Raw genomic sequence first — 20,043 nt, 5'->3', positions numbered from 1 at the left:
CTCCTCAAACGACGCCACCATGGTACAAGGACGAAACCGTCTGGATGTCGCCACCGTTCCCCCATGAATGCGTGAAAGGCATTACCTACGTGAAAGGTCGCTCTCCGTATCACTGAACGTATGGTGTCTTGCCCATGATAACGTCTTCAGGCTTGCCCAGTGATTTTCCTCAACCATGCTCGGTAGACACCATGCGTTTACGCAGCGAAAAAGTGCGCCTTCTTTACGCCAACATCTGGCAGCCTGTGTCAGCAGGCATTTTAGGTGCTCTCGTATTAGCGGCCGTCATGCGAAACGTAGTGGATACGGCACATGTAGTGATGTGGTTTATCGTCCTTTTAGCCGTGTCTGCCTGGCGGTTGTGTGACGCCCGTCGTTTTTTGCGGTCGTCGCTGGAAGAACAGGCGAATGCCCAGTGGCTGTGGCGATTCGCTCTGGGAGCGCTGGTGGCGGGGTGCACGTGGGGCGGCGGTGGCGTCTTGATGTTTCAGGGTGAGCAAACGGATTATGTGGCTTTTCTCGTGATTGTGCTGTCAGGCGTGGCAGCGGGTAGCGTTACGATGCTTTCGGCTGTGTGGTGGGTGGCCGTATGCTTCATCATCCCGATTAGCTTGCCCTTGCAAGTGCTGCTACTGCTCTCGCCAGCGCCGACCCAGCAGGCTATCGGTGGGTTGATTATTGTGTTTGTCGGTTTGTTGATTCTTACCAGCCGACGCCTGGGACAAGTCATTCACGATAATATTTCGCTACGCATGAGCATGGCCGATCGTGAAGCGCAGCTGCTTGAGAGCGAAAATCGCTACCGCTCCATCTTTCAAAACTCACCGCTGGGCGTGCTTCACTTCGATGAAGACGGCAAGGTGACGGACTGCAATAGCAAGCTGCCGGTGATCCTGGGCGTTGATCGTCGTTGCATCGTGGGCCATGACTTGCTTGTGCCTTCCGCAGACCCCCGGGTGGCCGACAGCGTCAGGGATGCGATTGAAAAAGGGGCGGGTTACTACGAAGGCACGTACCATCTCCCCAACACTCAAAAAAAGACGCCACTGCGTGCTTTTTTTAACGGTGTGCACGGCATGGACAATCGCATCATCGGTGGGGTGGCCATTATCGAGGACTTCACCGAGCGTAAACGCAGTGAAGAGATCATTTATCGCCAAGCCTATTACGATGCGCTCACGGATTTGCCCAATCGGCGCCTGTTCATCGAACGGCTGGAATCGCTCGATACCCACACGATCGACCAAAAGCGCAGCGGGTTGGTTCTGTTTCTAGACATGGACCGCTTCAAGTTGATCAACGACACCCTGGGGCATGCGGCTGGGGATGCATTGCTGGTGCAGGTCGCGCGGCGCTTGGAGTCTTGCCTACGCGACGGCGATATGGCCGCACGGTTAAGTGGCGATGAATTTGTTTTGCTGGCCCTGTTTGACGAAGGGGACGCGAGCCAAACGGACGCTCTTGCCGAGCAGTACATGGCCCGCGTTCAGCAGGCGCTGTCGGGGAAATACTGGTTGGAAAACCGCTTGGTCGATGTTACTCCGAGTATGGGTTACACCTGCTTTGATACGGCGGCCTATAACCATGTCGACGTGCTCAAGCAGGCCGATATCGCCATGTATCAGGCCAAATCCGAAGGCCGTGCGCGGCTGCGTCGCTATCAGCCATGGATGAGTGATGAGATCAACAGGCGTGTTAGCGAACAATCTTCCCATGTGGCCCCGCGCCACTAGATCTCTAGGGCATGAAGCGATCCAGGCAGTCCTGATGGGCTGACGTCACCGCCCTCTTTTCGTAAGGCAAGCCGCTTAATAACGCGGCTTTTTTATTGTCGGCGGCTACTCCTTAATAGCGCGTAAACGTGCTAAAACAGGTGTATTAAAAACAACCTAACCAATAAGATTGGCGCTAAGCCGACTGAAGAACAGGGAGTTTGTATGTCGCCCCCCACCCCCCTTACTGCCACGGCCTCCGGGCTACGCAGTGGTTATCAACGTGACCACCACATCACCATGCAGCGTTTGCGCGGTGAAAAAGTGCGCTTGCTCTACGACAACCTATGGCAACCGGTACTGAGCAGCGTGCTGGCGGGGGGATTGCTGGTGGCGGCTATGTGGCCGGTGGTGGAGGCTTGGCTGCTGCTGGGGTGGTTTGCGGCGCTGACCGTGATCTCCGTGCTCAGGCTACTGCTGGCGCAGCGGTTCAAGCGACTGCCCGCGCTCCAACAGCAGCGTCAACGCTGGTTGCGCTGGTTTGCCATTGGAGCCATTGCGTCAGGCTGCGTCTGGGGGGCATCCGGCGTGCTGCTGTTCAGTCATGATCACCCCGGCCAAATTGCGGCGCTCTCGATCGTACTGGCTGGCATTGCGGCAGGGGGCGTGACCACGCTTTCCTCGGTGGGCTGGATTGCGGTTGGCTTCGTACTACCTATTTTATTGCCGCTGAAGATACAGTTCTGGCTCCAGGGCTCGCCACTCTCCATTCTGATTGGCCTCATGCTTGTGCTTTTTTTGGGGTTGATCATTGCCACCAGCCGCCGCTTTAGCCGCACCATCCATGACAACATTGCCCTGCGGGTAAGTATGGCGGCGCGGGAAGCGCAGCTTCGCGAAAGCGAAAATCGCTATCGCTCCATTTTTCAGCACTCGCCGCTGGGGGTGCTGCACTTCGATGAGCAAGGGCAGATTACCGACTGCAACGGCAAGCTGCTGGATATTCTGGGCGTGGAGCGGCCGAAGCTACTCGGCTACCGCATGCTGGACCGCTCTGCTGACCCTGACGTGGCGCAAGCCGTGAGAGACGCGCTGGAAAAAGGCACCGGGTACTACGAAGGCACCTACCGGTTGCCCAACGCCAGTGTGGGGATCCCTTTGCGGGCGTTTTTCAACGGCGTCCATAGCGCCAGCAATCAAAGGGTAGGCGGCGTGGCGATTATCGAGGACTTCACCGAACGAAAGCGCAGCGAGGCGATCATTTACCGCCAAGCCTACTACGATGCGCTGACCGATTTACCCAATCGACGGCTGTTCATCGAGCGTTTAGAAGCGCTGTGCGGCGAGCAGGCCAGCGACCGGCGCGGTGGTTTGGTGATGTTCATGGACATGGACCGCTTCAAGCTGATCAACGATACCTTGGGCCACGCGGCGGGGGATGACCTACTGGTACAGGTGGCACGCCGCTTGGAGTCCTGTTTACAGAACGATGATATGGCCGCCCGTCTGAGTGGCGACGAGTTCGTGCTGCTCGCCCTTTTTGAAGTGACGGAGGGGGAGGCGCTCATCGCCGCCGCTGCCCGCTATATGGAGACCGTGCAGCAGGCGCTGGCGGGCAAGTACCGCCTGGAGAGCCGCTGGGTCGAGGTCACCCCCAGCATGGGCTATACCTGCTTCAATGCGGCCGACTGCGACCATGCGGATGTGCTCAAACAAGCCGATACGGCGATGTATCAAGCGAAAACCGAGGGCCGGGCGCGGCTACGCCGCTACCAGCCCTGGATGAGTGACGAAATCAATAAGCGCGTGGCCGAACAGGCTCCTAACCTGCCAGTTGACCGCTAAGCAGCAACCACACGGCAATCAACGCAAAGTGCCCAGGGTACCACGCCAGCCATAAACGGCGGGGCATGGCTAAAGCTACGGGCGGCACTCGCTGAGCCGCGCCTGCGGCAAGCATCAAGACCAGTACGCAGGTGGCGACGGTGAACGATTTGGCCATGTCGGAGGCGTTCATCTGCCCGGCAATCCATAGTACGGGAAACGCCGCTAGCCCCGCCCAGAGGCGAGATTTCAGCACGTTACGAGTTTCGCTGAGCGTCTGCATGGCAAACATAAACAGCGGAATCAGCAGTAGGCCGTTGTGACCATACTCCACCCAGAACCCGAGCAGGTACCACGCGGTCACGCCGACGGCGGCTCCCAGCATCAACCAGCCCAAACCTAAGGTTTGTTGCTGGTAGTGCTGCCACCCCTGGCGCACCAAAGCACCCAGTGCCAAGCCGCTGGCCAGGGTAAAGCAGACGTTCAAGATGAACGCATCGGAGGCGCGGGGCATCAGCATATAGGGGAGCTGCGCGGCGATCCCGATGATCAATATTCGCCGTGAATAGCGCAGCGGGTTGCGGGTGTTGAACAAGCCGTGCCACGCCACCATGGCGGCAAACAGCGGAAACGCTATGCGCCCAATCGAAGAGCCCGCCCAGCTTAAATCCCAATCCCCCGGCAGTACGTAGCGGGTGAGGTGATCCACGGTCATGGTGAAGAGCGCCAGCCACTGCCCCCAGGCCGTCCAGTGGGATGAGGGCCGTAGCGCGGCCGCCGCATCTGTGGCTGGGGCCGAGTGAGCCGCCGTTGTTTCAGCCATGCTACCTCCTTGTATGTGGTTCAGTGATAGTAAAGACCCGGTTTGGCTGAGCAAGTTCGCTGAGGGGATGGGGGATTAGCTGGCGCTGAAAATCGGTTTACCCAGCGCCCAAACATGATCAATGGCCCAGCCTTGTTCGCTTAGCACGATGAAATCCGCATCCGCGCCGGGCTGAAGGCGGCCTTTTTGGGGTAGCTTCAGGGCATCGGCCGCAGTGGTGGAAGCACAGCGCAGCGCGTGCTCCATGCTGATCTGGTGGTCGTTGACGCACTCGCCCAGCACCTCGAATAGGCTGCTGAGTTTACCGGGTTTCAAGCCAATAAACCGGTGTTGATCATCAAATTCCGGCAGCGAGGCGTTGGCATCGGAGGAGAGGCTGAGTTGGCTCGGTTCGATCCGTGCTTTTAGCGCCCGCGCCACGGCTTCAGAAGCGGGTACTTCGCCACCGGCCAGCAGCTCCGGCGTGGTGCTGGTGGTGAAGTCGATGCGCCCGCCTTCACGGGCAAAGCGCAGGCCATCTTCGAACAGCGCGGCAGTGCGGTTGATGTGAGTGGGGTAGAACTGCGCCAGCGGAATGGCGCTGTTTTTGGCGACCTGGCGCAGCGGCTCCAAGTGGGAGTCGGCGTCGCCGGTGTGAATGAACACGATGCCCGATTTGCCTGCCAGCAGCCCGGCGGTGCGGGCGTCAGACGCCAACCGTGTCAGCTCTTGGGTGGTGGGCTGGGAGCCGCGATGGTCGCTGATAGCCACTTCGCCCACGCCGATGAATTCAGGAATATACAGAATGTCGCTGGCCACCGAGCCGGTCAGCGTGACGGGCGGCAGCTGATAAGAGCCGGTGTAGGCGTAAGTGCTCAGACCGCCTGCCGCCAGCTCCCGCGCTTTGCCAACCAGGTTGGCGGGGGTGCGGGTGAGGGCATCGGTGCCCAGCGCGCCAATCAGCGTGGTAACGCCAGAGGCGCAGGCGTCTTCCAGGCTGAGTTCGGCGGTGCGGTTGCCAAAGCCGCCTTCACCGCCGCCACCGATGTAGTGCACCAGTGGGTCGACCAGGCCGGGAATCACGCGTCGGCCCTCCAGGTCGATGGTCTGAATGAGCGTACCAAGCTGGTACGCCTCGCTGGCATCCAGTACCGCCGCAATGCGCTGGTCGGCAATCAGCAGGTGGCACAACCCGCGAGGTTCAGGGGCAAAGAGCTGGGCGTTTTTTACAAGTGTCAGCATGGGTTTCCCAGGAGAGTAATGGGCAAACGATAAGCGCCGACCTGGGGTCGGCGCTGGTGTTGGTATCGTTACGCTATTTAAACAGATCGCTTATAAGCGTACATCGTAGTTGAAGTAACGGTTCATGATCTCATCATAAGTGCCGTTCTCTTTGAGCGCACGCAGAGCCTCGTTAAAGCGTTCGGCGAGCGCTTCATCACGGGGACGAAATGCCATGCCCACGCCTTGACCAAGGATATCTTCGGGCTGCTTGATGAAGTCGCTGATGCGCTGGAAATCGCTTTCCGGGGTGTCGATGTCGATGGTGGCTTCGGCGATGGGGTAGTCCATGAAGGTGAGGTCCAGGCGGCCCCCCATCAGGTCAGTGACCACATCGTCCGCGCCGGTATAGCGACGGATCTCCAAGACATCGCCATAAAGCTGAGTGACGTAGTTGTCCTGCAACGTCGCCCGCTGCACGCCAACGGTCAATCCTTCCAGGCTGGCACGGTCTTCGATATCGATTTCTTTATCGCGGGTGGTGATCCAGGCGCTGGGCGTGGTGTAGTACGCCTCGGAGAACAGCACCCGCTGGGCGCGCTCGTCGGTGATTGCCATGGAGGACATGATGGCGTCGTAGTTGCGTGCCAGCAGGCCGGGAATGATGCCGTCCCAGTCCTGCTCTACCCAGGTGCAGCTGACTTCTAAGTAGTCGCAGGCGGCGTTGCCTAGCTCGATTTCAAAACCGGTGAGCGTGCCGTCGGCCTCGCGGTACATAAACGGCTCGTAAGGAACATCGACACCCAGACGGATTTCGTCGTAGTCCCGCGCCAGTGCGGCAGTGGATACCAATGAGAGTGAAACACCTGCCGCAAGAATAGCGGCCACGGACAGCGTTGCATAACGCATAGTCAGTCTCCTGAAGCGATTGTTAGTAGCGATGATGGTGTTACTGAATGCCAAGTGCCGCGTACGTAAGGCAGCTATGGCAAGGGGTGCGCTAAGCGCGGGAGTGCCGTGCGTCGTTTACGCATGGCAACGTACACGCAGGGCGCGCGTTGGCACGGGCGTGCCAAAGGGGAAGGCTATTCGTCGAACCACTCGCTCAGGTAGAAACGGGCAATAGTGCCCTGGGTACCTGGGCGAAGCGCATGCAGCGCGGGGGATATGAGGCGGCGTGAGGGCATGATGGCGTCTCGCTTGCATGCCTCCCCTGGCGGGGAGGCACACCTAAGCAGCTAGCGCTTACTCTTCGCCGAAGTAACGGGCGTAGATTTCATCGTAAGTGCCGTCTTCCTGAAGCTCAGCCAGAGCTTCGTTGAACTGTTCGGCCAGCGCTTCATCACGCTGACGGAAGGCGATACCGAAACCGTCGCCGAAGTACTCTTTCGGTTCGCTGATGCGCTCACCTACCACCACGTACTCAGCTTCTTCGCTCTCTAGCAGCGTGGACTGGCCGATCGGGAAGTCGAGAAAGACGATATCCAGACGCTGTGCTTCCATGTCCAGCACCATGTCGTCGGCGGTGGAGTAGCGGCTGATGTCAGCGACGCTGCTGAAGTTATCGGTGACGTAGTTATCCTGCAGGGTGCCACGCTGAACGCCGATGGTTTTGCCTGCCAGGGTCTCTTCGTTGGCTTCGCTGATGTCGAGGCTGCTGGGTGCGAACCAGGCAGACGGCATGGTGATGTAGGGGTCGGAGAACAGCACCTGCTGGCGGCGTTCGTCGTTGATGGTCATGGAGGACATGATGGCATCGTAGTTACGCGACATCAGGCCCGGAATGATGCCGTCCCACTCTTGCTCGACCCACTCGCAGGTAATGCCGATGCGCTCGCAAAGAGCGTTGCCCAGGTCGATATCGAAACCGGTCAGCTCGCCTTCAGCGGTGCGGTACTCCATGGGCTCGTAGGGAACGTCAACGCCAATACGCACGTTGTCGTAGTCGCGCGCTTGCGCAGAAGATGCCGCCGCAACGGCCAAGCCCAGCAGAGAAACAGTCAGTAGTTTTTTCATTTTTAAACTCCAAAAGAAGCAGGTTCACCCAAGGTGATCCCCTTTAACGTACCCCAGGTTGAGGTTGGCGAAAAGGGGGAGCCTGCATATAAACCAACGTTTGTTTTACGCTGGCGCGTGTTGGATTTGTTAGGGCTAGCCATTTAGCGGCCGCAGATGGGCCAGCAGTCTTTTCTCCAAGAACCGGAAGAAGTACAAAATTGCGAAGGTCAAGCAGAGGTAGATCGCCGCGACGAACAGGAAGGCATCGAAGGGCGCATAAAAACGGGCGTACACAAAGCGTGCCGCGCCGGTCAGGTCCATCAGCGTCACCACGCTGGCAATGGCGCTGGCGTGTAGCATGAAGATCACTTCGTTGCCATACGCGGGCAGTGCACGACGGAACGCGCTGGGCAGAATGATCCGCCGCATCATTAGGCGTTGCGACATGCCGTAGGCGCGTGCAGCCTCGATTTCACCTTGCGAGGTGGCTTTGATTGCCCCGCGGAAGATCTCGGTGGTGTAGGCCGCCGTATTCAGCGTAAAGGCAATCAGGGCGGGGTAGAAGGCCTCTTTCAACACGGCCCACAGGAAGGTCTCCTGAATACCGTCGATGAACACCACGCCGTAGTAGATGATATAGAGCTGGATCAGCAGCGGCGTGCCGCGGAACACGTAGGTATAGAGATAGACCGGCAGGCTGATCCACTTGCGCTTGGAGCTGCGCATGATGGCCAGGGGCACCGCCAGAATCAAACCTGCCACCAGCGAGAGAAACACTAGCTGCGTGGTGGTCACCAAACCTTCCCAATAGTAGCCCAGGGTGGTGGGCGTAAAAATCAGGTTGTCTGCCAGCAGGTCATTGAACCATGCAGAGATATCTAGCATGTCACTGCCCCCCAAAGCCGATGTCGTAACGTTTTTGTAGCCGTGCAAAGATCCACTCGGACACGCTGGCGATCAGGAGATAAGCCAGCGCGACGGGAATCAGGAACACGAAAGGCTCGTGGGTCGCGCGGGAGGCTTCGGCGGCGACGCGGACCATATCGGTCAGGCCGATCACCGAGACCAGCGCGGTGGTTTTGAGCAGCACCATCCAGTTGTTGGAGAGGCCGGGTAGGGCGTGGCGCATCATTTGTGGAAAGCGAATGCGCCGAAAGACCAAGCCACTGCTCATGCCGTAGGCTTTACCGGCTTCGATTTGGCCGTTGTCCACCGCCATGAACGCTCCCCGAAAGGTTTCGCCCATGTAGGCACCGAAAATGAAGCCAATGGTGAGCACGCCAGCGGCAAAGGCGTTGAAATTGATATAAATATCGATCTCATAGTTATAGTACAGCAGGTCGCTGATGGCGTTGACACCGATCTGGCCGCCGAAGAACAGCAGCATCATCAGGACCAAATCCGGTACGCCACGGATGACCGTGGTGTAGACGGTCGCCGTGCGGCGTAATAGCCAGTTACGCGACATCTTGGCGCTAGCGGTGAGAAGGCCCAGGACGATCGCCAGGATCAGCGATAGAACGGCCAATTGAACGGTGACGCCCGCCCCTTCGATCAGGCGGGGGCCGTAACCTTGCAAATCGAGCATGGTGTGCGTGCCTCGCGGATCAGTATTTGGGAGCCAGGAACTGCTTCAGGCGCGGTGACTGCGGGTTACCAAGCACATCGTCGGGTGCCCCTTGCTCTTCTACCAAGCCTTGGTGCAAGTAAATCACTTTACTGGAAACGTCACGGGCAAAGCTCATCTCGTGAGTGACCACGACCATGGTGCGTCCCTCATCGGCCAGGTCACGCATGACCTTTAGGACATCGCCCACCAGTTCGGGGTCCAGCGCCGAGGTCGGCTCGTCGAACAGCATCACCTCTGGATCCATGGCGAGTGCTCGGGCAATGGCACCGCGCTGCTGCTGGCCACCGGACATTTGTGCTGGGTAGGCGTTGGCGCGAGCGCTCAGTCCTACGCGGTCCAGAAGCGCATGGGCGTGCTCGATGGCCTCGTTTTTCGGCTTGCCGAGCACGTGAATCGGCGCTTCGATGATGTTCTCCAGCAGCGTCATGTGCGCCCATAGATTGAAACTCTGGAACACCATCGAGAGCTTGGCGCGCATCTGTACCACCTGTTTCCAGTCGGCGGGTTCGCGGCCATGCTTGGTGGTCTTGAAGCGGATTTGCTCGCCGTGAACGTACAGCTCGCCATCGTCGGGCTGTTCCAGCAGGTTCATGCAGCGCAAGAAGGTGCTTTTGCCTGACCCTGAGGCACCAATGAGGGTGATGACGTCACCTTTTTGGGCTTCCAGAGAGAGGCCTTTGAGGACTTCTGTATCGCCAAAGCGCTTTTTGATATTGCGCACTTCAAGGGGAGTAGGCGTAGCGGCCATAACTTAGGCTCCAGTACAGGGTTGCCGCAGCAGCAACGGATGAATCAATGTGCTTTCGGTGCGGCTGGCGCGAAAAAAGGGGCGATTCTATCAGGACTGTGCCAAATGCGCGTACTTTATCAGGGCGACATTGGTCTTGGTACGTTGCCGTGCGTCCTGACGGCCCCTTACGTTGTTGTTATGAAAGCGACTTTGTGACGCTAATCGGTTGTACGGGTGGTATGACGGTCACGTGATGGCATGACTTGGCACCACCAGCAGGGCAGCGCGTGCGCCGATGTCGACCTGGGCATTGGGAAACACGACGTGCAGCGGCGTCTCTTCTACCACGAAGTCGCCTGCCGTCGCATCTTTGGCTAAGCAGGTACCGGGTTCGAAGCGGCTGAAATTGGGCACGTCGTCGTCGAAGCAGAGGGTAAAGTCCTCCGCTTGGCGCATCAGCTCGTGCTGCACTTTGAAAAAGACCATGCTGTCGGCGGGCTGTTTCGGCGGTTCGTAACCCGCGCTGAGCGCGCTCAGCATACGCAACATTGGCGCCAGCGCCGCCATGTCGTTGGCACCGAACGGGGCGACGCGGCCAAGCTCGAAGGTAAACGCTTGAGCGTGGTGGTAATGCTTGCTGTAGTGGGAAAAGGTCCAACTGTGCTGATGCTGGTGAAGCACCGCCTGCATGTCAGCAGCGGCCAGCCACTGCCACTGCTCTGCATCGGTGGTCGAGAGCGCATAAGGCTCTACCACGAAACGGGTGTACAAGCTGCCACGAATGGCCGTGTGCAGGTCGTAGTGCAGCTTCGGCAGCGCATGATGGCGGGCAAAGAACGCATCCACGGCTTCCATCAACGCCCGCGCTCGATCGGGTTCGCTGCCCTTGTCGTCGAGGTCGCGTTTGAACAGCCGGTTGAGATTGGTGGTGATGAAGCGTTTTTGTGCTTTTAGCGCCGGAATATTGCCCAAGATCACCAGCACCGGAGCGCCTAGCTGCAGCGTGCTGGCTTCCAAGGCACTCAGCCAGTCGCCGATCAGTTCTACCGGGGCGGTTTCATTGCCATGAATGGCTGCAGAGAAAACGCAGGCACGGGCGCCGGGGCGAAGAATGTTAGGGGTGAGCTCCAGAATCCCTGGCCCGTGAAGATGATACGTGCCGCTTGGGAAGCGGCCGATGCGCGGGGTGGGGCGTTCCTCGTCGAGGGTCCAGTCGAGCCATTGGCCTAGCATGAAAGTGTCCTTGAGCATGGGCATTCGCTTTTTTATTGCTCCTACCTTTAACCACGCTCGCGGCTGTTCACAAGGGGAGGCGTCGTTCGCGTGAAAATGGCCGGTGGGATGATGAAAGTGGCCGGTACAAAAAAGCGCTCATGGCCCGTGGCCACAAGCGCTTTGTTCACCGGTGCGTATGAGCGTGTCACGCACGAGAGACGTTTAGCCTGCTCGCTGTCGCTGCATTTCCTCTTGGTACTCTTTGGCCAGCGAGGACTTTTGGTTCTCTTGCAGGCCACGACCTGCCAACTGAAAGACTTCTTGCTCCTCTTCATCGAGATGGTGCGTGACCAGATGCTGAAGCTGTTTGGCATGGGTGAGCCAGTGGCTAGCGCTGTAGTCGGTGTCGTCCAACAGTTCGATCAGTTCGTCGATCTCGTGGTGCTCGGCCACGCTGTGGCGCGCTTTTTCTTGGGTGAGGTCGATGTCCATCATAGGGATGTACAGCGCGCGCTCTTCGGCGTTAGCGTGATATTTCAGCTCGGCACGCACCTGTTGATAGAGCGTGTCGCGCTCTTCGCTATCGCCATGGGTCTCTACCAGGCGGGCCAGCAGGTCTCGCTGAATGTCGTGGTCTTTGCGCAGGGCTTCGAAAATCGTCATGCCGGACTCCTTGGCGTTATACGTGAATGAAACATACCGTAAAAACGATACAAGAAAAATTAGTGCCGAAGTGGCAAAAGCGCAAGGTCGGCGCATCGATGAAATCGAAGCGGGGCGTCGAAAACATTCGCTTTTCTCTACGCTTGATTAGGCTATGTTTGAATGAGTTTTCGCCGCCCGCTACGGGCAACCTGTCTGATGCTTGAATGCAGATGCAAAGGAGTGAGTAATGACGAAGGTACTGGTGCTGTATTATTCCATGTATGGACATATCGATACCTTAGCAGCCGCTGTGGCGGAAGGTGCAAAAGGTGTTGATGGCGTAGAGGTCACGGTAAAACGCGTGCCCGAAACTATGCCAGACGAGGCGTATAAAAACGCCGGCGGCAAGCAGGATTTCACCACGCCGGAAGCCACACCCCAAGAGCTGGCCGATTACGATGCCATCATCTTTGGTACGCCGACTCGCTTTGGCAATATGGCTGGCCAGATGCGTACCTTCCTCGACCAAACCGGTGGTTTGTGGGCCAACGGCGCGCTGCGTGGCAAGGTGGCGAGCGTGTTCACCTCGACCGGTACCGGCGGTGGCGATGAGATGACCATTACGTCCACCTGGACCACGCTGGCCCACCACGGCATGGTCATCGTGCCGATTGGCTACGGCATCGAAGAGCAGTTCGATATTTCGAAAGTAAGCGGCGGCACGCCCTACGGTGCCGCGACGCTGGCCGGTGGCGATGGCTCCCGCCAGCCGGATGATCGCGAGCTGAAAATCGCCCGCTTCCAGGGTAAACACGTGGCTGAGATTGCCGCTAAGCTGGCGAATTAATCGTTAGCTAAAAATGCTAACCGAAAACGAGCAACGCCTCGCTGTTAATGCAGCGAGGTGTTGCTCGTTGTGAGGCGTTGTTTTTGTAGGGGAGATTAGCCGCCAATCCGCTCGGCAATGGCTTTGCCCAAGCTTTCCGTGGTGCCCTTGCCGCCTACATCGCGGGTGAGCACTTGGCTATCGCCTTCGCTCAGCACCGCTTCAATGGCATCGACCATGGCATCGCCCGCTTCTTTATAGCCCAGGTGTTCCAGCATCATCGCCCCAGACCAGATTTGGCCGATGGGGTTGGCGATGCCTTTCCCGGCGATATCCGGCGCGCTGCCGTGTACCGGCTCGAACAGGCTGGGGAACTTGCCTTCCGGGTTGATGTTGGCGGAGGGTGCAATACCGATGGTACCAGTGCAGGCTGGGCCTAAGTCGGAAAGAATATCGCCAAACAGGTTGCTGCCCACCACCACGTCGAACCAGTCGGGGTGCAGCACAAAGTTGGCGGTCAAAATATCAATGTGGAACTTATCTACCGCCACCTCGGGGTACTGCTTGGCCATTTCGGCTACGCGCTCATCCCAGTAGGGCATGGTGATGGAGATACCGTTGGACTTCGTGGCCGAGGTAAGCTTTTTACGCGGGCGGGTTTGCGCTAAATCGAAGGCGTATTTCAGCACGCGGTCCACGCCGGTACGGCTCATCACCGTTTCCTGAATGACGATTTCGCGCTCGGTGCCTTCATACATCTTGCCGCCGATGCTGGAGTACTCGCCCTCGGTGTTTTCACGCACTACGTAAAAGTCGATGTCGCCGGGCTTGCGGCCCGCCAGCGGACTTTTAATGCCGGGCATCAATCGGCAGGGGCGCAGATTGATGTACTGGTCGAATTGACGACGGAACTGCAGCAGCGAACCCCACAGTGAAATATGGTCCGGCACTTTTTCTGGCCAGCCCACGGCTCCGTAAAACAGTGCATCAAAGTCTTTGAGCTGCTCGAACCAGTCGTCGGGCAACATTTGGCCGTGTTCCAGGTAGTAGTCGCAGCTACCGAACTCGAACGTGGTGAATGCCAAGTCGATGTCGAAGCGTTTGGCGGCGGCTTCCAGCGCGCGGATGCCTTCGGGCATCACTTCGGTACCGATACCGTCGCCAGCGATGACTGCAATACGATGGGCCATGGGGGCTCCTTGTGTTGTTAGATGTCGCGAGAAAGGCAGGGCGTATTTGCTTGGTAGAAGTGTAGCGCCTGTTGGCGACGAGATAATCAGGCTACTATGCAAGCTATTGTTGCCTTAAAGTGAAGAATCCCATGATGCTGGATGACCTCGCCTTTTTTCAGCAGCTTGCTCGGGCAGGAAGCTTGACCGCCACGGCCCGTGAGTTGGGGCTGTCACTCTCGGCCGTCAGCAAGCGCTTAAAGCAGCTAGAAGCACGGCTTGGCGTGACGCTTGCGGCGCGTACCACTCGCCGCCTGACGCTGACTGCGGAAGGGGAGCGCTACCTTTCCCAAGGCGGTCTCATTTTGGAAGAGCTGCAGGCGTTGGAGAGTGCGCTGGGTGAGACGGCCAACCAAGCGCTGGCCGGTCGACTGCGGATCAACGCGACCTTTGGCTTTGGCAGGCGGCATATCGCGCCTCTGCTGTCGCGGTTTTGCATCGAGCACCCCGCCGTGGAAAGCTGGCTGGAGCTGACCAACTTTCCGCTCAACTTGAGCGATCACGGTTTTGACGTGGGCATTCGCATTGGTGAACCGCCGGATTCGCGTCTGGTCGCCAAGCGCATTCTGCCCAACCGACGCGTGCTGTGCGCCTCGCCGGATTACATGGCCAGGATGCCGCCTTTGAACGCGCCGAGCGATCTTGCTCAGCACAGTTGTTTGGTGGTGCGCGAGAACGATAGCGACTTTCCGCTTTGGCGCTTCGAGCACCGGAATTCGTCGCAGCGTCAGGCGGTAAAGGTCAGCGGGCCGTTGGCCAGTAACGACGGCGAAGTCATGACCCGCCTAGCGCTGGATGGCCACGGAGTGATGCTGCGCTCCTGGTGGGATGTGAACGAGCATCTCGCCAGCGGCGCGCTGCACACGCTGCTGCCCGAATGGCAGGGCGTGCGCGCTGACTTTTACGCCGTCTTCGAGCACCGCCGTCACGTACCGGCGCGCATCAGCGCGTTCATCGACTTCTTACAGCGTGAAATGGAGGGCCGGGTGCCCGCCTTGCCGAAGGGCTAACCGATCAGCGGCCAGGGCAGGTTTGATCTTGCACCACGTCGATCAGCTCGTCGGTGGGGAAGTCCAACTCGGCGGCGCGCTGGCGTAGTCGCTGCGCCACGTCGGGCTCTAAGGTTGGCGTACGGGCCAGAATCCATAGGTAGTCGCGGTTAGGGCCTGCCACCAGCGCCCACTGGTAGTCGTCATCCAGTTCGAGGACGTTGTAGCCACCGTAGAACGGGCCAAAGAAGCTGACCTTCAGCCGCCCCACGCTCTCGTCATCGATGAAGTAGGCGCGCCCCTCGGCTTCGTCCCAGGCTTGCTCCTCCAAGTTGTAGCCCCGGTTGATCACCTTCACTCCGCCATCGTCGCGCAGGCTGTAGGTGGCGGTGACGCAGTCCAGCCCCTCTTCAAAGGAGTGGTCCAGGCGGGCGATTTCATACCACTCGCCCAGATAGCGCTCTAGCTCGAATCCGGTCACCGGTTCGGTGCCCTCGGGAATGCCAGTGCAGCCCATCAAGAGAGTGCCGGTAGCGGCGATGGCTGCCAGCGTGGCCAGGTTCCTTGGCCGCGATGCGGGTGTCATCATCTTGCTCCTTACGGTGAACAATAAACGTTAAACCTATCAGGGTGGGCCACTGGACGCTATTTCTCTCACGGTGGCCCGATGCGGCAGGTAAATGAAATAGGCTATGGTATGTCTGTTACCGTATCCTCTGACAATGCATATAACAAAGGAGTGATTATGTGGCATCAACAGGAGATCCACTTACCGGAAATGCCCCGCGGCTTTCATCTGATAACCGACGAGATCGCCAGAGCGCTGCCCTGTTTGGCAGAGTGCCATCAGGGGTTGCTGCATTTGCAGCTCATGCACACCTCCGCCTCGCTGACCCTCAATGAGAACACCGACCCGGACGTTCGCCATGATCTAGATGCCTTCATTCGCCGGTTGGTACCAGAAGAGCTGAGCTATTTTCGCCACACCTTGGAAGGTCCCGATGACATGCCCGCCCACGTGGCTTCTAGCCTGCTGGGCACTCAGCTTAGCCTCGCGGTCCGCGATGGCCGCTTAGCGCTTGGCACGTGGCAAGGGGTGTGGTTAGGTGAGCACCGTGAACAGGGTGGTTCGCGCCGCTTACTGGCCACATTGAACGGCTGTACTGCGCCCTAGCGGCAGTCCATTGAATGACTTTTTTGAGATAAGCGCCCCGACATGCCTCGACGTCTTTTTCGCCTCTCCCGCCAGCGGTGGTTGAGGCTGTTTTTCGTATTGAACCTTGCGCTAGTGGCGGGGTTGATCATTCATCAGGTGTGGCTCTACGTCGCCGAACCCGAATTCGAGTCGCTGCACACGCGCGAAGTCGCCGAAATACGCGACCAGTTGGCGGGGCGGGATACCTACCGCTTTGCGGTGGTGGGCAACATCAATAACTCGGTGAACGTCTTTCAAGACGAAATCATCCCGCTGCTGAACCAGGGAGACATCGACTTCATGGTGTCGGCGGGCAATGCGGTGAGCGGGGGACAGCAGGAGAGCTATCAGGCGATCACCCACAGCCTCGAGCTACTCAATATGCCTTACCTGCTGACCTATGGCGATAACGAAGACAGCGACTTCGGCAGCTACCTGTTTTACGACTACTTCGGCCCGCACTTCTACGCGTTCGTGGCGGGCAATAGCCACTTCATCTTTCTAGACGGCACCGGCAAATCGTCGACCTCCTGGCAGCTAGATTGGTTGGAGCGCGAGCTGGCCGCTTCTGACGCGGCCCATCGGTTCGTGTTCGTCGGCTTGCCGCTGCATAACGTCATCCAGGATGCCCCGCTGTTCGAAGAGGACAACTACCTCAACGACCCTCGGCTTGCCGAAGGCATCATGCGATTGGCCGAGCGCCATGGGGTCGATACGGTGTTCTCCGCCAATCTTTCGCTCTATGCCCAGCAAACCGTCAACGGGGTAAACTACGTCACCACGGGGGGCGCAGGTGGCCTGCTGCTGGATGCCGATGAGAGCTTCCATCACTACGTGGTGGTGGAAGTGGCGGGCGATAGCGTGGGCATCTCGCCCGTTCGTTTGAACGTCGACCGCCCCGGCTGGTGGCGCATGCTGAGCAGCGTGGGCTCGACGATTTATGCCTTCTTCTACGTCAGCTATCCACGGTTCTTGCTGATCGTTGGGCTGCTGACACTGCTGGCCATGCGCCTGTATCGGCTGATTTTCGAAGAGCGCGACTACTACCCCGATTTCGACATCGACCCCACGCCCTACCTGGAAAAAAGTCTGCGGGTGGCGATGGTGTCGAACAACTACTTTCCGTTTGTTTCTGGGGTGTCGGTTTCTGTGGAGCGGCTGCGTCAGGGGCTGGGCGACCTTAACCACCGCGTTCAACTCCTGGTGCCGCGCTACCGGGAGTCGTGGCAGGATGATGACACCATTCTGCGAGTGCCAACGCTCATGGCGTTTGGTGAGAAGCGTGAGTTTCGCTTGACCAATCCGTTCAGCGCCCGTTTTCGCCGCTGCCTGCGTGCGTTCAAGCCCGATGTGATTCACGTGCATCATCCGTTCTGGCTGGGGTCGATGGGCCTGTGGATGGGGCGCAGGCTGAAAGTGCCGGTCATCTATACCTACCACACCCGCTTGGAGCACTACGCCCACTTCGTACCGCTGCCGGGGGCGCTATTTCGCAACCTGATCTCTCACTACCTGATCAAGCGCTTCTCCAACCGCTGCCAGGGCGTCATCGTGCCGACCTATTCGGCGGAGGAGTATCTGCGCATGATCGGGGTCAAGACGCCGACGCTGGTGCAGCCCACAGGTATCGATGCGGCGCGCTTTGCCGATGCCGATGAGGATGACGTGGCGTCGCTTCGTCAGCAGTTGGATATCGCGGCCAACGATACGGTGCTGGTGAGTGTCTCCCGCATCAGCAAAGAGAAGAACATCGGCTTTATGCTGGAAGCGCTGGCAGAGCTAAAGCGCCAGAGGAACACAGCGCTGCGCCTGCTGTTGGTCGGTGACGGGCCGGATCGTCAGGCGATTCAAACACAGATCGAAACGCTGGGTTTAGACGCGCAGGTGACCTTGGTCGGTGCCGTGCCGCCGGAAGAGATGGCGCTTTACTATCACGTGGGGGATGTGTTCGTGTTTGCCTCGACCTCGGAAACACAAGGTATGGTGATTCTAGAGGCCATGGCCGCTGGGCTTCCGGTGGTCGCCGTACGCTCAAGCGGTATTGATGACGTGGTGCGCGATGGCTACAACGGTTTTAAAACGCCGCAAAATCGCCAAAAGTGGGGGCAGCGTGTGGTGGAACTGGCCGAGGATGAGGCACTACGCGATACCCTAGGCAGCCAAGCAAAAACCTTCTCCGCTGACTACGATATTGCCAAGTTTGCCGGTGCCGTCGCGCATTTTTATGCCGAGGTGCTAGCGAAGCACGACTCTTCAGAGCATCCTTCACAAGAGGGCGAGGCCAAGCAACGTGGCTGACTGAGACGTTAGGCGTCGTGTCGTTTGTTGGCCGTACGGGCAGTCGCCGCGCGCTTGAGTAGCCACAACAAGCCGATGCCCGCGACCAAACCGGCCACGGCCAGTGCCAACTCCTGCTTGGAGGCGGCGGTGAACAGCGCGCCTAACTGGCTGCCGAGCAGAATGACCGCCGCCAGCCCCGGCACGATGCCAAGCGTCGAGCCGATCATGTAGTCGCGGAAATTGAGATGAAACGCCCCGGCCAGCATGTTGGTGAGCGTGAAGGGAGCCAGCGGCAGCAGGTTAATGACCGTCATGGTGCGTATGCCGCGCTTGGAGAGGTAGCCGGAAAGCCCGCGCAGGTGGCGGCCGCCGTAGCGCATTAGGGCATCTCGCCCCAGCCAGTGTCCCACCCAGTAAGAGACCACCGAGGAACTCAGCGTACCCAAAGTGGCGTAGGCCAAGCCCCACACTGGGCCAAACAACAAGCCGGTCAACACGACCAGCAAGCTCAACGGGAACATCACTAACAGCGAGCTGGTGTACACGGCCATAACGGCGGCAAACATCCAAGGGGCTCGTTGCCACTGGCTAATGGTGTTGGTGAGTTCTTCGAGATGCGTCTGAGTCAGCAGCCCTTGCTGCTGCAGGTAGCGCCACATCACGCCTAGTATCACCAGCGTGATCAGTAAGCCTAGCCCTTTTAGCAACGTCCGTGACATTCCATCCCCACCGCCTGTTTGGCAAAAGAGCGATAGCATACGCCACTGCGGCGGCGGGGTGAACGAACGCGTTACGGTAGGCGCGCTTCAATGACCGGCCAAGCAGCGTCACCCTCGGTGGTCGTCACATCGGCCAGCATGGCTTCCACGCGCTCGGGGTGGTCGTGGATCCACTGCTGGGCCACCTCGGCAAGGTCACGCTCCTCTTGGCCAAAGGCTTGGATCATCCAGCTCTGCTCGTCGGCGGTAAAGCTAAACTGTTCAAAGAACGTGACCAGCGCCGGGTGAGCATTGGCGTAGTCGCTGCGCAGTAGGGTGCGTACGTCGCTTTCGCCGTTGTTCTCACCGAACAGGTTTTCCGGGTCTTCCAGGTAGCGCATGGGCAGCTCGAGGTTCATCCAGTGGGGCGTCCAACCGACCCACACAATGGCCTCTTCTCTGGAAATCGCGTCTTGAGCGGCGGAGAGCATGCCCACTTCGCTGGTATCCACTAAGCTCCAGTCCCCAAGTGTCGTTATCCATCGCGTTATGGAGAATCTCGCTCGCCGCTGAGCCTGCGCCAAAGCCATGAATTTGGCCGTTGAACTCATCACGGTGTTCATCTAAATCCGCGAAGCTTTGAATGCCGCGCTCATGCAGGTACGCCGGTACGGCCAGCGTCATCTGAGCGCCATCGACGTTGTTGGCGACATCGGTGAGCACGCCAGAGGCTTTACGCGGTTCGAACATCTCTTTTTGTGCAGGTAGCCAAGCGCCTAAAAAGGCGTCGACGTCGCCACTCTCCATGCCTTGGTAGATCACCTGCAGGCCTATTTCGTGGGTTTGAGTGTCGTAGCCCAACGGGTTAAGGAGCTGCTCGGCAATTTCGGTTTTTACCGTAATACCGGGCCAAGCGGGTACGCCGAAATCGAGCGTGGCGTCATCGGCAAGGGCGGCTTGGGTGGTAACGCCTGCGAGGCTTAGGGCGATGGTAGAGACGATGGGACGGATCGAGCGCGTCATGGAAGGGGATCTCCTTGCTTAGGTTA

Annotated in this window: 20 protein-coding genes; 6 read left to right on the top strand and 14 right to left on the bottom strand. The window is 58.8% G+C overall.

Annotated features, from left to right (window positions below):
• The first annotated feature begins 134 nt into the window (after positions 1-134).
• A complete protein-coding gene (locus AB6K10_RS17400) occupies positions 135-1,733 on the top strand; it encodes a sensor domain-containing diguanylate cyclase (protein ID WP_305946508.1) in 1,599 nt (532 codons plus the stop codon).
• 204 nt (positions 1,734-1,937) lie between these two features.
• On the top strand, positions 1,938-3,557 hold the full coding sequence (locus tag AB6K10_RS17395) for a diguanylate cyclase (protein ID WP_339119442.1): 1,620 nt from the start codon (positions 1,938-1,940) through the stop codon (positions 3,555-3,557).
• Here AB6K10_RS17395 and AB6K10_RS17390 read toward each other — a convergent pair.
• The 9 genes from AB6K10_RS17390 to AB6K10_RS17350 form a co-directional block, all read right to left on the bottom strand.
• Positions 3,535-4,359: a TraX family protein gene (locus AB6K10_RS17390; protein WP_285263119.1), complete on the bottom strand. Its 825-nt coding sequence runs from the start codon at positions 4,357-4,359 to the stop codon at positions 3,535-3,537. The two genes, AB6K10_RS17395 and AB6K10_RS17390, sit on opposite strands and share 23 nt — an antisense overlap.
• A 75-nt stretch (positions 4,360-4,434) precedes the next feature.
• Entirely contained in the window at positions 4,435-5,580 is a 1,146-nt protein-coding gene (gene iadA, locus AB6K10_RS17385; protein ID WP_339119441.1) for a beta-aspartyl-peptidase, read from the bottom strand.
• A 90-nt stretch (positions 5,581-5,670) separates the two neighbouring features.
• Entirely contained in the window at positions 5,671-6,468 is a 798-nt protein-coding gene (locus tag AB6K10_RS17380; protein ID WP_339119440.1) for a transporter substrate-binding domain-containing protein, read from the bottom strand.
• Positions 6,469-6,804: 336 nt separating this feature from the next.
• On the bottom strand, positions 6,805-7,575 hold the full coding sequence (locus AB6K10_RS17375; protein ID WP_159342787.1) for a transporter substrate-binding domain-containing protein: 771 nt from the start codon (positions 7,573-7,575) through the stop codon (positions 6,805-6,807).
• A 135-nt stretch (positions 7,576-7,710) separates the two neighbouring features.
• On the bottom strand, positions 7,711-8,442 hold the full coding sequence (locus AB6K10_RS17370) for an ABC transporter permease (protein WP_339119439.1): 732 nt from the start codon (positions 8,440-8,442) through the stop codon (positions 7,711-7,713).
• A 1-nt stretch (position 8,443) separates the two neighbouring features.
• Complete coding sequence (locus tag AB6K10_RS17365) at positions 8,444-9,145, bottom strand: ABC transporter permease (RefSeq protein WP_253018065.1); 702 nt, start codon at positions 9,143-9,145, stop codon at positions 8,444-8,446.
• A gap of 19 nt (positions 9,146-9,164) precedes the next feature.
• The gene (locus tag AB6K10_RS17360) at positions 9,165-9,935 is read right to left on the bottom strand and encodes an ATP-binding cassette domain-containing protein (protein ID WP_339119438.1); all 771 of its coding nucleotides are present in this window, start codon (positions 9,933-9,935) and stop codon (positions 9,165-9,167) included.
• 228 nt (positions 9,936-10,163) lie between these two features.
• Positions 10,164-11,150: a succinylglutamate desuccinylase gene (locus tag AB6K10_RS17355; protein WP_159343795.1), complete on the bottom strand. Its 987-nt coding sequence runs from the start codon at positions 11,148-11,150 to the stop codon at positions 10,164-10,166.
• A 204-nt stretch (positions 11,151-11,354) separates the two neighbouring features.
• Positions 11,355-11,795 carry a hemerythrin domain-containing protein gene (locus AB6K10_RS17350; protein WP_159342784.1) on the bottom strand — a complete coding sequence of 147 codons (441 nt, stop codon included), beginning with the start codon at positions 11,793-11,795 and terminating at the stop codon, positions 11,355-11,357.
• A 229-nt stretch (positions 11,796-12,024) separates the two neighbouring features.
• On the opposite strand from AB6K10_RS17350, the gene wrbA reads away from it, so the two are divergent.
• Positions 12,025-12,624, top strand: coding sequence for an NAD(P)H:quinone oxidoreductase (gene wrbA / locus AB6K10_RS17345; protein ID WP_339119437.1), 600 nt, complete (start codon positions 12,025-12,027; stop codon positions 12,622-12,624).
• Positions 12,625-12,719: 95 nt separating this feature from the next.
• Here wrbA and AB6K10_RS17340 read toward each other — a convergent pair whose 3' ends face one another.
• Positions 12,720-13,793 (bottom strand): tartrate dehydrogenase, encoded by a 1,074-nt coding sequence (locus AB6K10_RS17340; protein ID WP_159342782.1) that lies wholly within the window; start codon positions 13,791-13,793, stop codon positions 12,720-12,722.
• A 131-nt stretch (positions 13,794-13,924) separates the two neighbouring features.
• Between AB6K10_RS17340 and AB6K10_RS17335 the strand changes: the two genes are divergently transcribed.
• The gene (locus AB6K10_RS17335; RefSeq protein WP_339119436.1) at positions 13,925-14,842 is read left to right on the top strand and encodes a LysR family transcriptional regulator; all 918 of its coding nucleotides are present in this window, start codon (positions 13,925-13,927) and stop codon (positions 14,840-14,842) included.
• Between the two features lie 4 nt (positions 14,843-14,846).
• On the opposite strand, the gene AB6K10_RS17330 is transcribed toward AB6K10_RS17335, so the two are convergent.
• Positions 14,847-15,338 carry a lipocalin family protein gene (locus AB6K10_RS17330; protein WP_253018163.1) on the bottom strand — a complete coding sequence of 164 codons (492 nt, stop codon included), beginning with the start codon at positions 15,336-15,338 and terminating at the stop codon, positions 14,847-14,849.
• Positions 15,339-15,566: 228 nt separating this feature from the next.
• On the opposite strand from AB6K10_RS17330, the gene AB6K10_RS17325 reads away from it, so the two are divergent.
• Positions 15,567-15,995: a secondary thiamine-phosphate synthase enzyme YjbQ gene (locus tag AB6K10_RS17325; protein WP_159342780.1), complete on the top strand. Its 429-nt coding sequence runs from the start codon at positions 15,567-15,569 to the stop codon at positions 15,993-15,995.
• A 42-nt stretch (positions 15,996-16,037) separates the two neighbouring features.
• Positions 16,038-18,314: a glycosyltransferase gene (locus tag AB6K10_RS17320; RefSeq protein ID WP_159342779.1), complete on the top strand. Its 2,277-nt coding sequence runs from the start codon at positions 16,038-16,040 to the stop codon at positions 18,312-18,314.
• 8 nt (positions 18,315-18,322) lie between these two features.
• On the opposite strand, the gene AB6K10_RS17315 is transcribed toward AB6K10_RS17320, so the two are convergent.
• From AB6K10_RS17315 to AB6K10_RS17305, 3 genes are all read right to left on the bottom strand, one after another.
• A complete protein-coding gene (locus AB6K10_RS17315) occupies positions 18,323-19,015 on the bottom strand; it encodes a TVP38/TMEM64 family protein (protein ID WP_305946518.1) in 693 nt (230 codons plus the stop codon).
• Positions 19,016-19,086: 71 nt separating this feature from the next.
• Positions 19,087-19,461 carry a glycine betaine ABC transporter substrate-binding protein gene (locus AB6K10_RS17310; RefSeq protein WP_368473630.1) on the bottom strand — a complete coding sequence of 125 codons (375 nt, stop codon included), beginning with the start codon at positions 19,459-19,461 and terminating at the stop codon, positions 19,087-19,089.
• On the bottom strand, positions 19,358-20,017 hold the full coding sequence (locus tag AB6K10_RS17305) for a glycine betaine ABC transporter substrate-binding protein (protein WP_368473627.1): 660 nt from the start codon (positions 20,015-20,017) through the stop codon (positions 19,358-19,360). Before AB6K10_RS17305 ends, AB6K10_RS17310 begins: the two co-directional genes overlap by 104 nt.
• Between the last annotated feature and the right edge of the window lie 26 nt (positions 20,018-20,043).

Source organism: Halomonas sp. BMC6 (genome assembly GCF_964204995.1).
GTDB lineage: Bacteria > Pseudomonadota > Gammaproteobacteria > Pseudomonadales > Halomonadaceae > Vreelandella.
The sequence above is the reverse complement of the archived record's forward strand: the minus strand, read 5'-3'. Positions and strand labels throughout refer to the sequence as shown.

Coding starts and splice junctions, on each gene's coding strand:
- AB6K10_RS17400 (WP_305946508.1), top strand. CDS start 135: ATGATAACGTCTTCAGGCTTGCCCAGTGATTTTCCTCAACCATGCTCG.
- AB6K10_RS17395 (WP_339119442.1), top strand. CDS start 1,938: ATGTCGCCCCCCACCCCCCTTACTGCCACGGCCTCCGGGCTACGCAGT.
- AB6K10_RS17390 (WP_285263119.1), bottom strand. CDS start 4,359: ATGGCTGAAACAACGGCGGCTCACTCGGCCCCAGCCACAGATGCGGCG.
- iadA (WP_339119441.1), bottom strand. CDS start 5,580: ATGCTGACACTTGTAAAAAACGCCCAGCTCTTTGCCCCTGAACCTCGC.
- AB6K10_RS17380 (WP_339119440.1), bottom strand. CDS start 6,468: ATGCGTTATGCAACGCTGTCCGTGGCCGCTATTCTTGCGGCAGGTGTT.
- AB6K10_RS17375 (WP_159342787.1), bottom strand. CDS start 7,575: ATGAAAAAACTACTGACTGTTTCTCTGCTGGGCTTGGCCGTTGCGGCG.
- AB6K10_RS17370 (WP_339119439.1), bottom strand. CDS start 8,442: ATGCTAGATATCTCTGCATGGTTCAATGACCTGCTGGCAGACAACCTG.
- AB6K10_RS17365 (WP_253018065.1), bottom strand. CDS start 9,145: ATGCTCGATTTGCAAGGTTACGGCCCCCGCCTGATCGAAGGGGCGGGC.
- AB6K10_RS17360 (WP_339119438.1), bottom strand. CDS start 9,935: ATGGCCGCTACGCCTACTCCCCTTGAAGTGCGCAATATCAAAAAGCGC.
- AB6K10_RS17355 (WP_159343795.1), bottom strand. CDS start 11,150: ATGCTAGGCCAATGGCTCGACTGGACCCTCGACGAGGAACGCCCCACC.
- AB6K10_RS17350 (WP_159342784.1), bottom strand. CDS start 11,795: ATGACGATTTTCGAAGCCCTGCGCAAAGACCACGACATTCAGCGAGAC.
- wrbA (WP_339119437.1), top strand. CDS start 12,025: ATGACGAAGGTACTGGTGCTGTATTATTCCATGTATGGACATATCGAT.
- AB6K10_RS17340 (WP_159342782.1), bottom strand. CDS start 13,793: ATGGCCCATCGTATTGCAGTCATCGCTGGCGACGGTATCGGTACCGAA.
- AB6K10_RS17335 (WP_339119436.1), top strand. CDS start 13,925: ATGATGCTGGATGACCTCGCCTTTTTTCAGCAGCTTGCTCGGGCAGGA.
- AB6K10_RS17330 (WP_253018163.1), bottom strand. CDS start 15,338: ATGGGCTGCACTGGCATTCCCGAGGGCACCGAACCGGTGACCGGATTC.
- AB6K10_RS17325 (WP_159342780.1), top strand. CDS start 15,567: ATGTGGCATCAACAGGAGATCCACTTACCGGAAATGCCCCGCGGCTTT.
- AB6K10_RS17320 (WP_159342779.1), top strand. CDS start 16,038: ATGCCTCGACGTCTTTTTCGCCTCTCCCGCCAGCGGTGGTTGAGGCTG.
- AB6K10_RS17315 (WP_305946518.1), bottom strand. CDS start 19,015: ATGTCACGGACGTTGCTAAAAGGGCTAGGCTTACTGATCACGCTGGTG.
- AB6K10_RS17305 (WP_368473627.1), bottom strand. CDS start 20,017: ATGACGCGCTCGATCCGTCCCATCGTCTCTACCATCGCCCTAAGCCTC.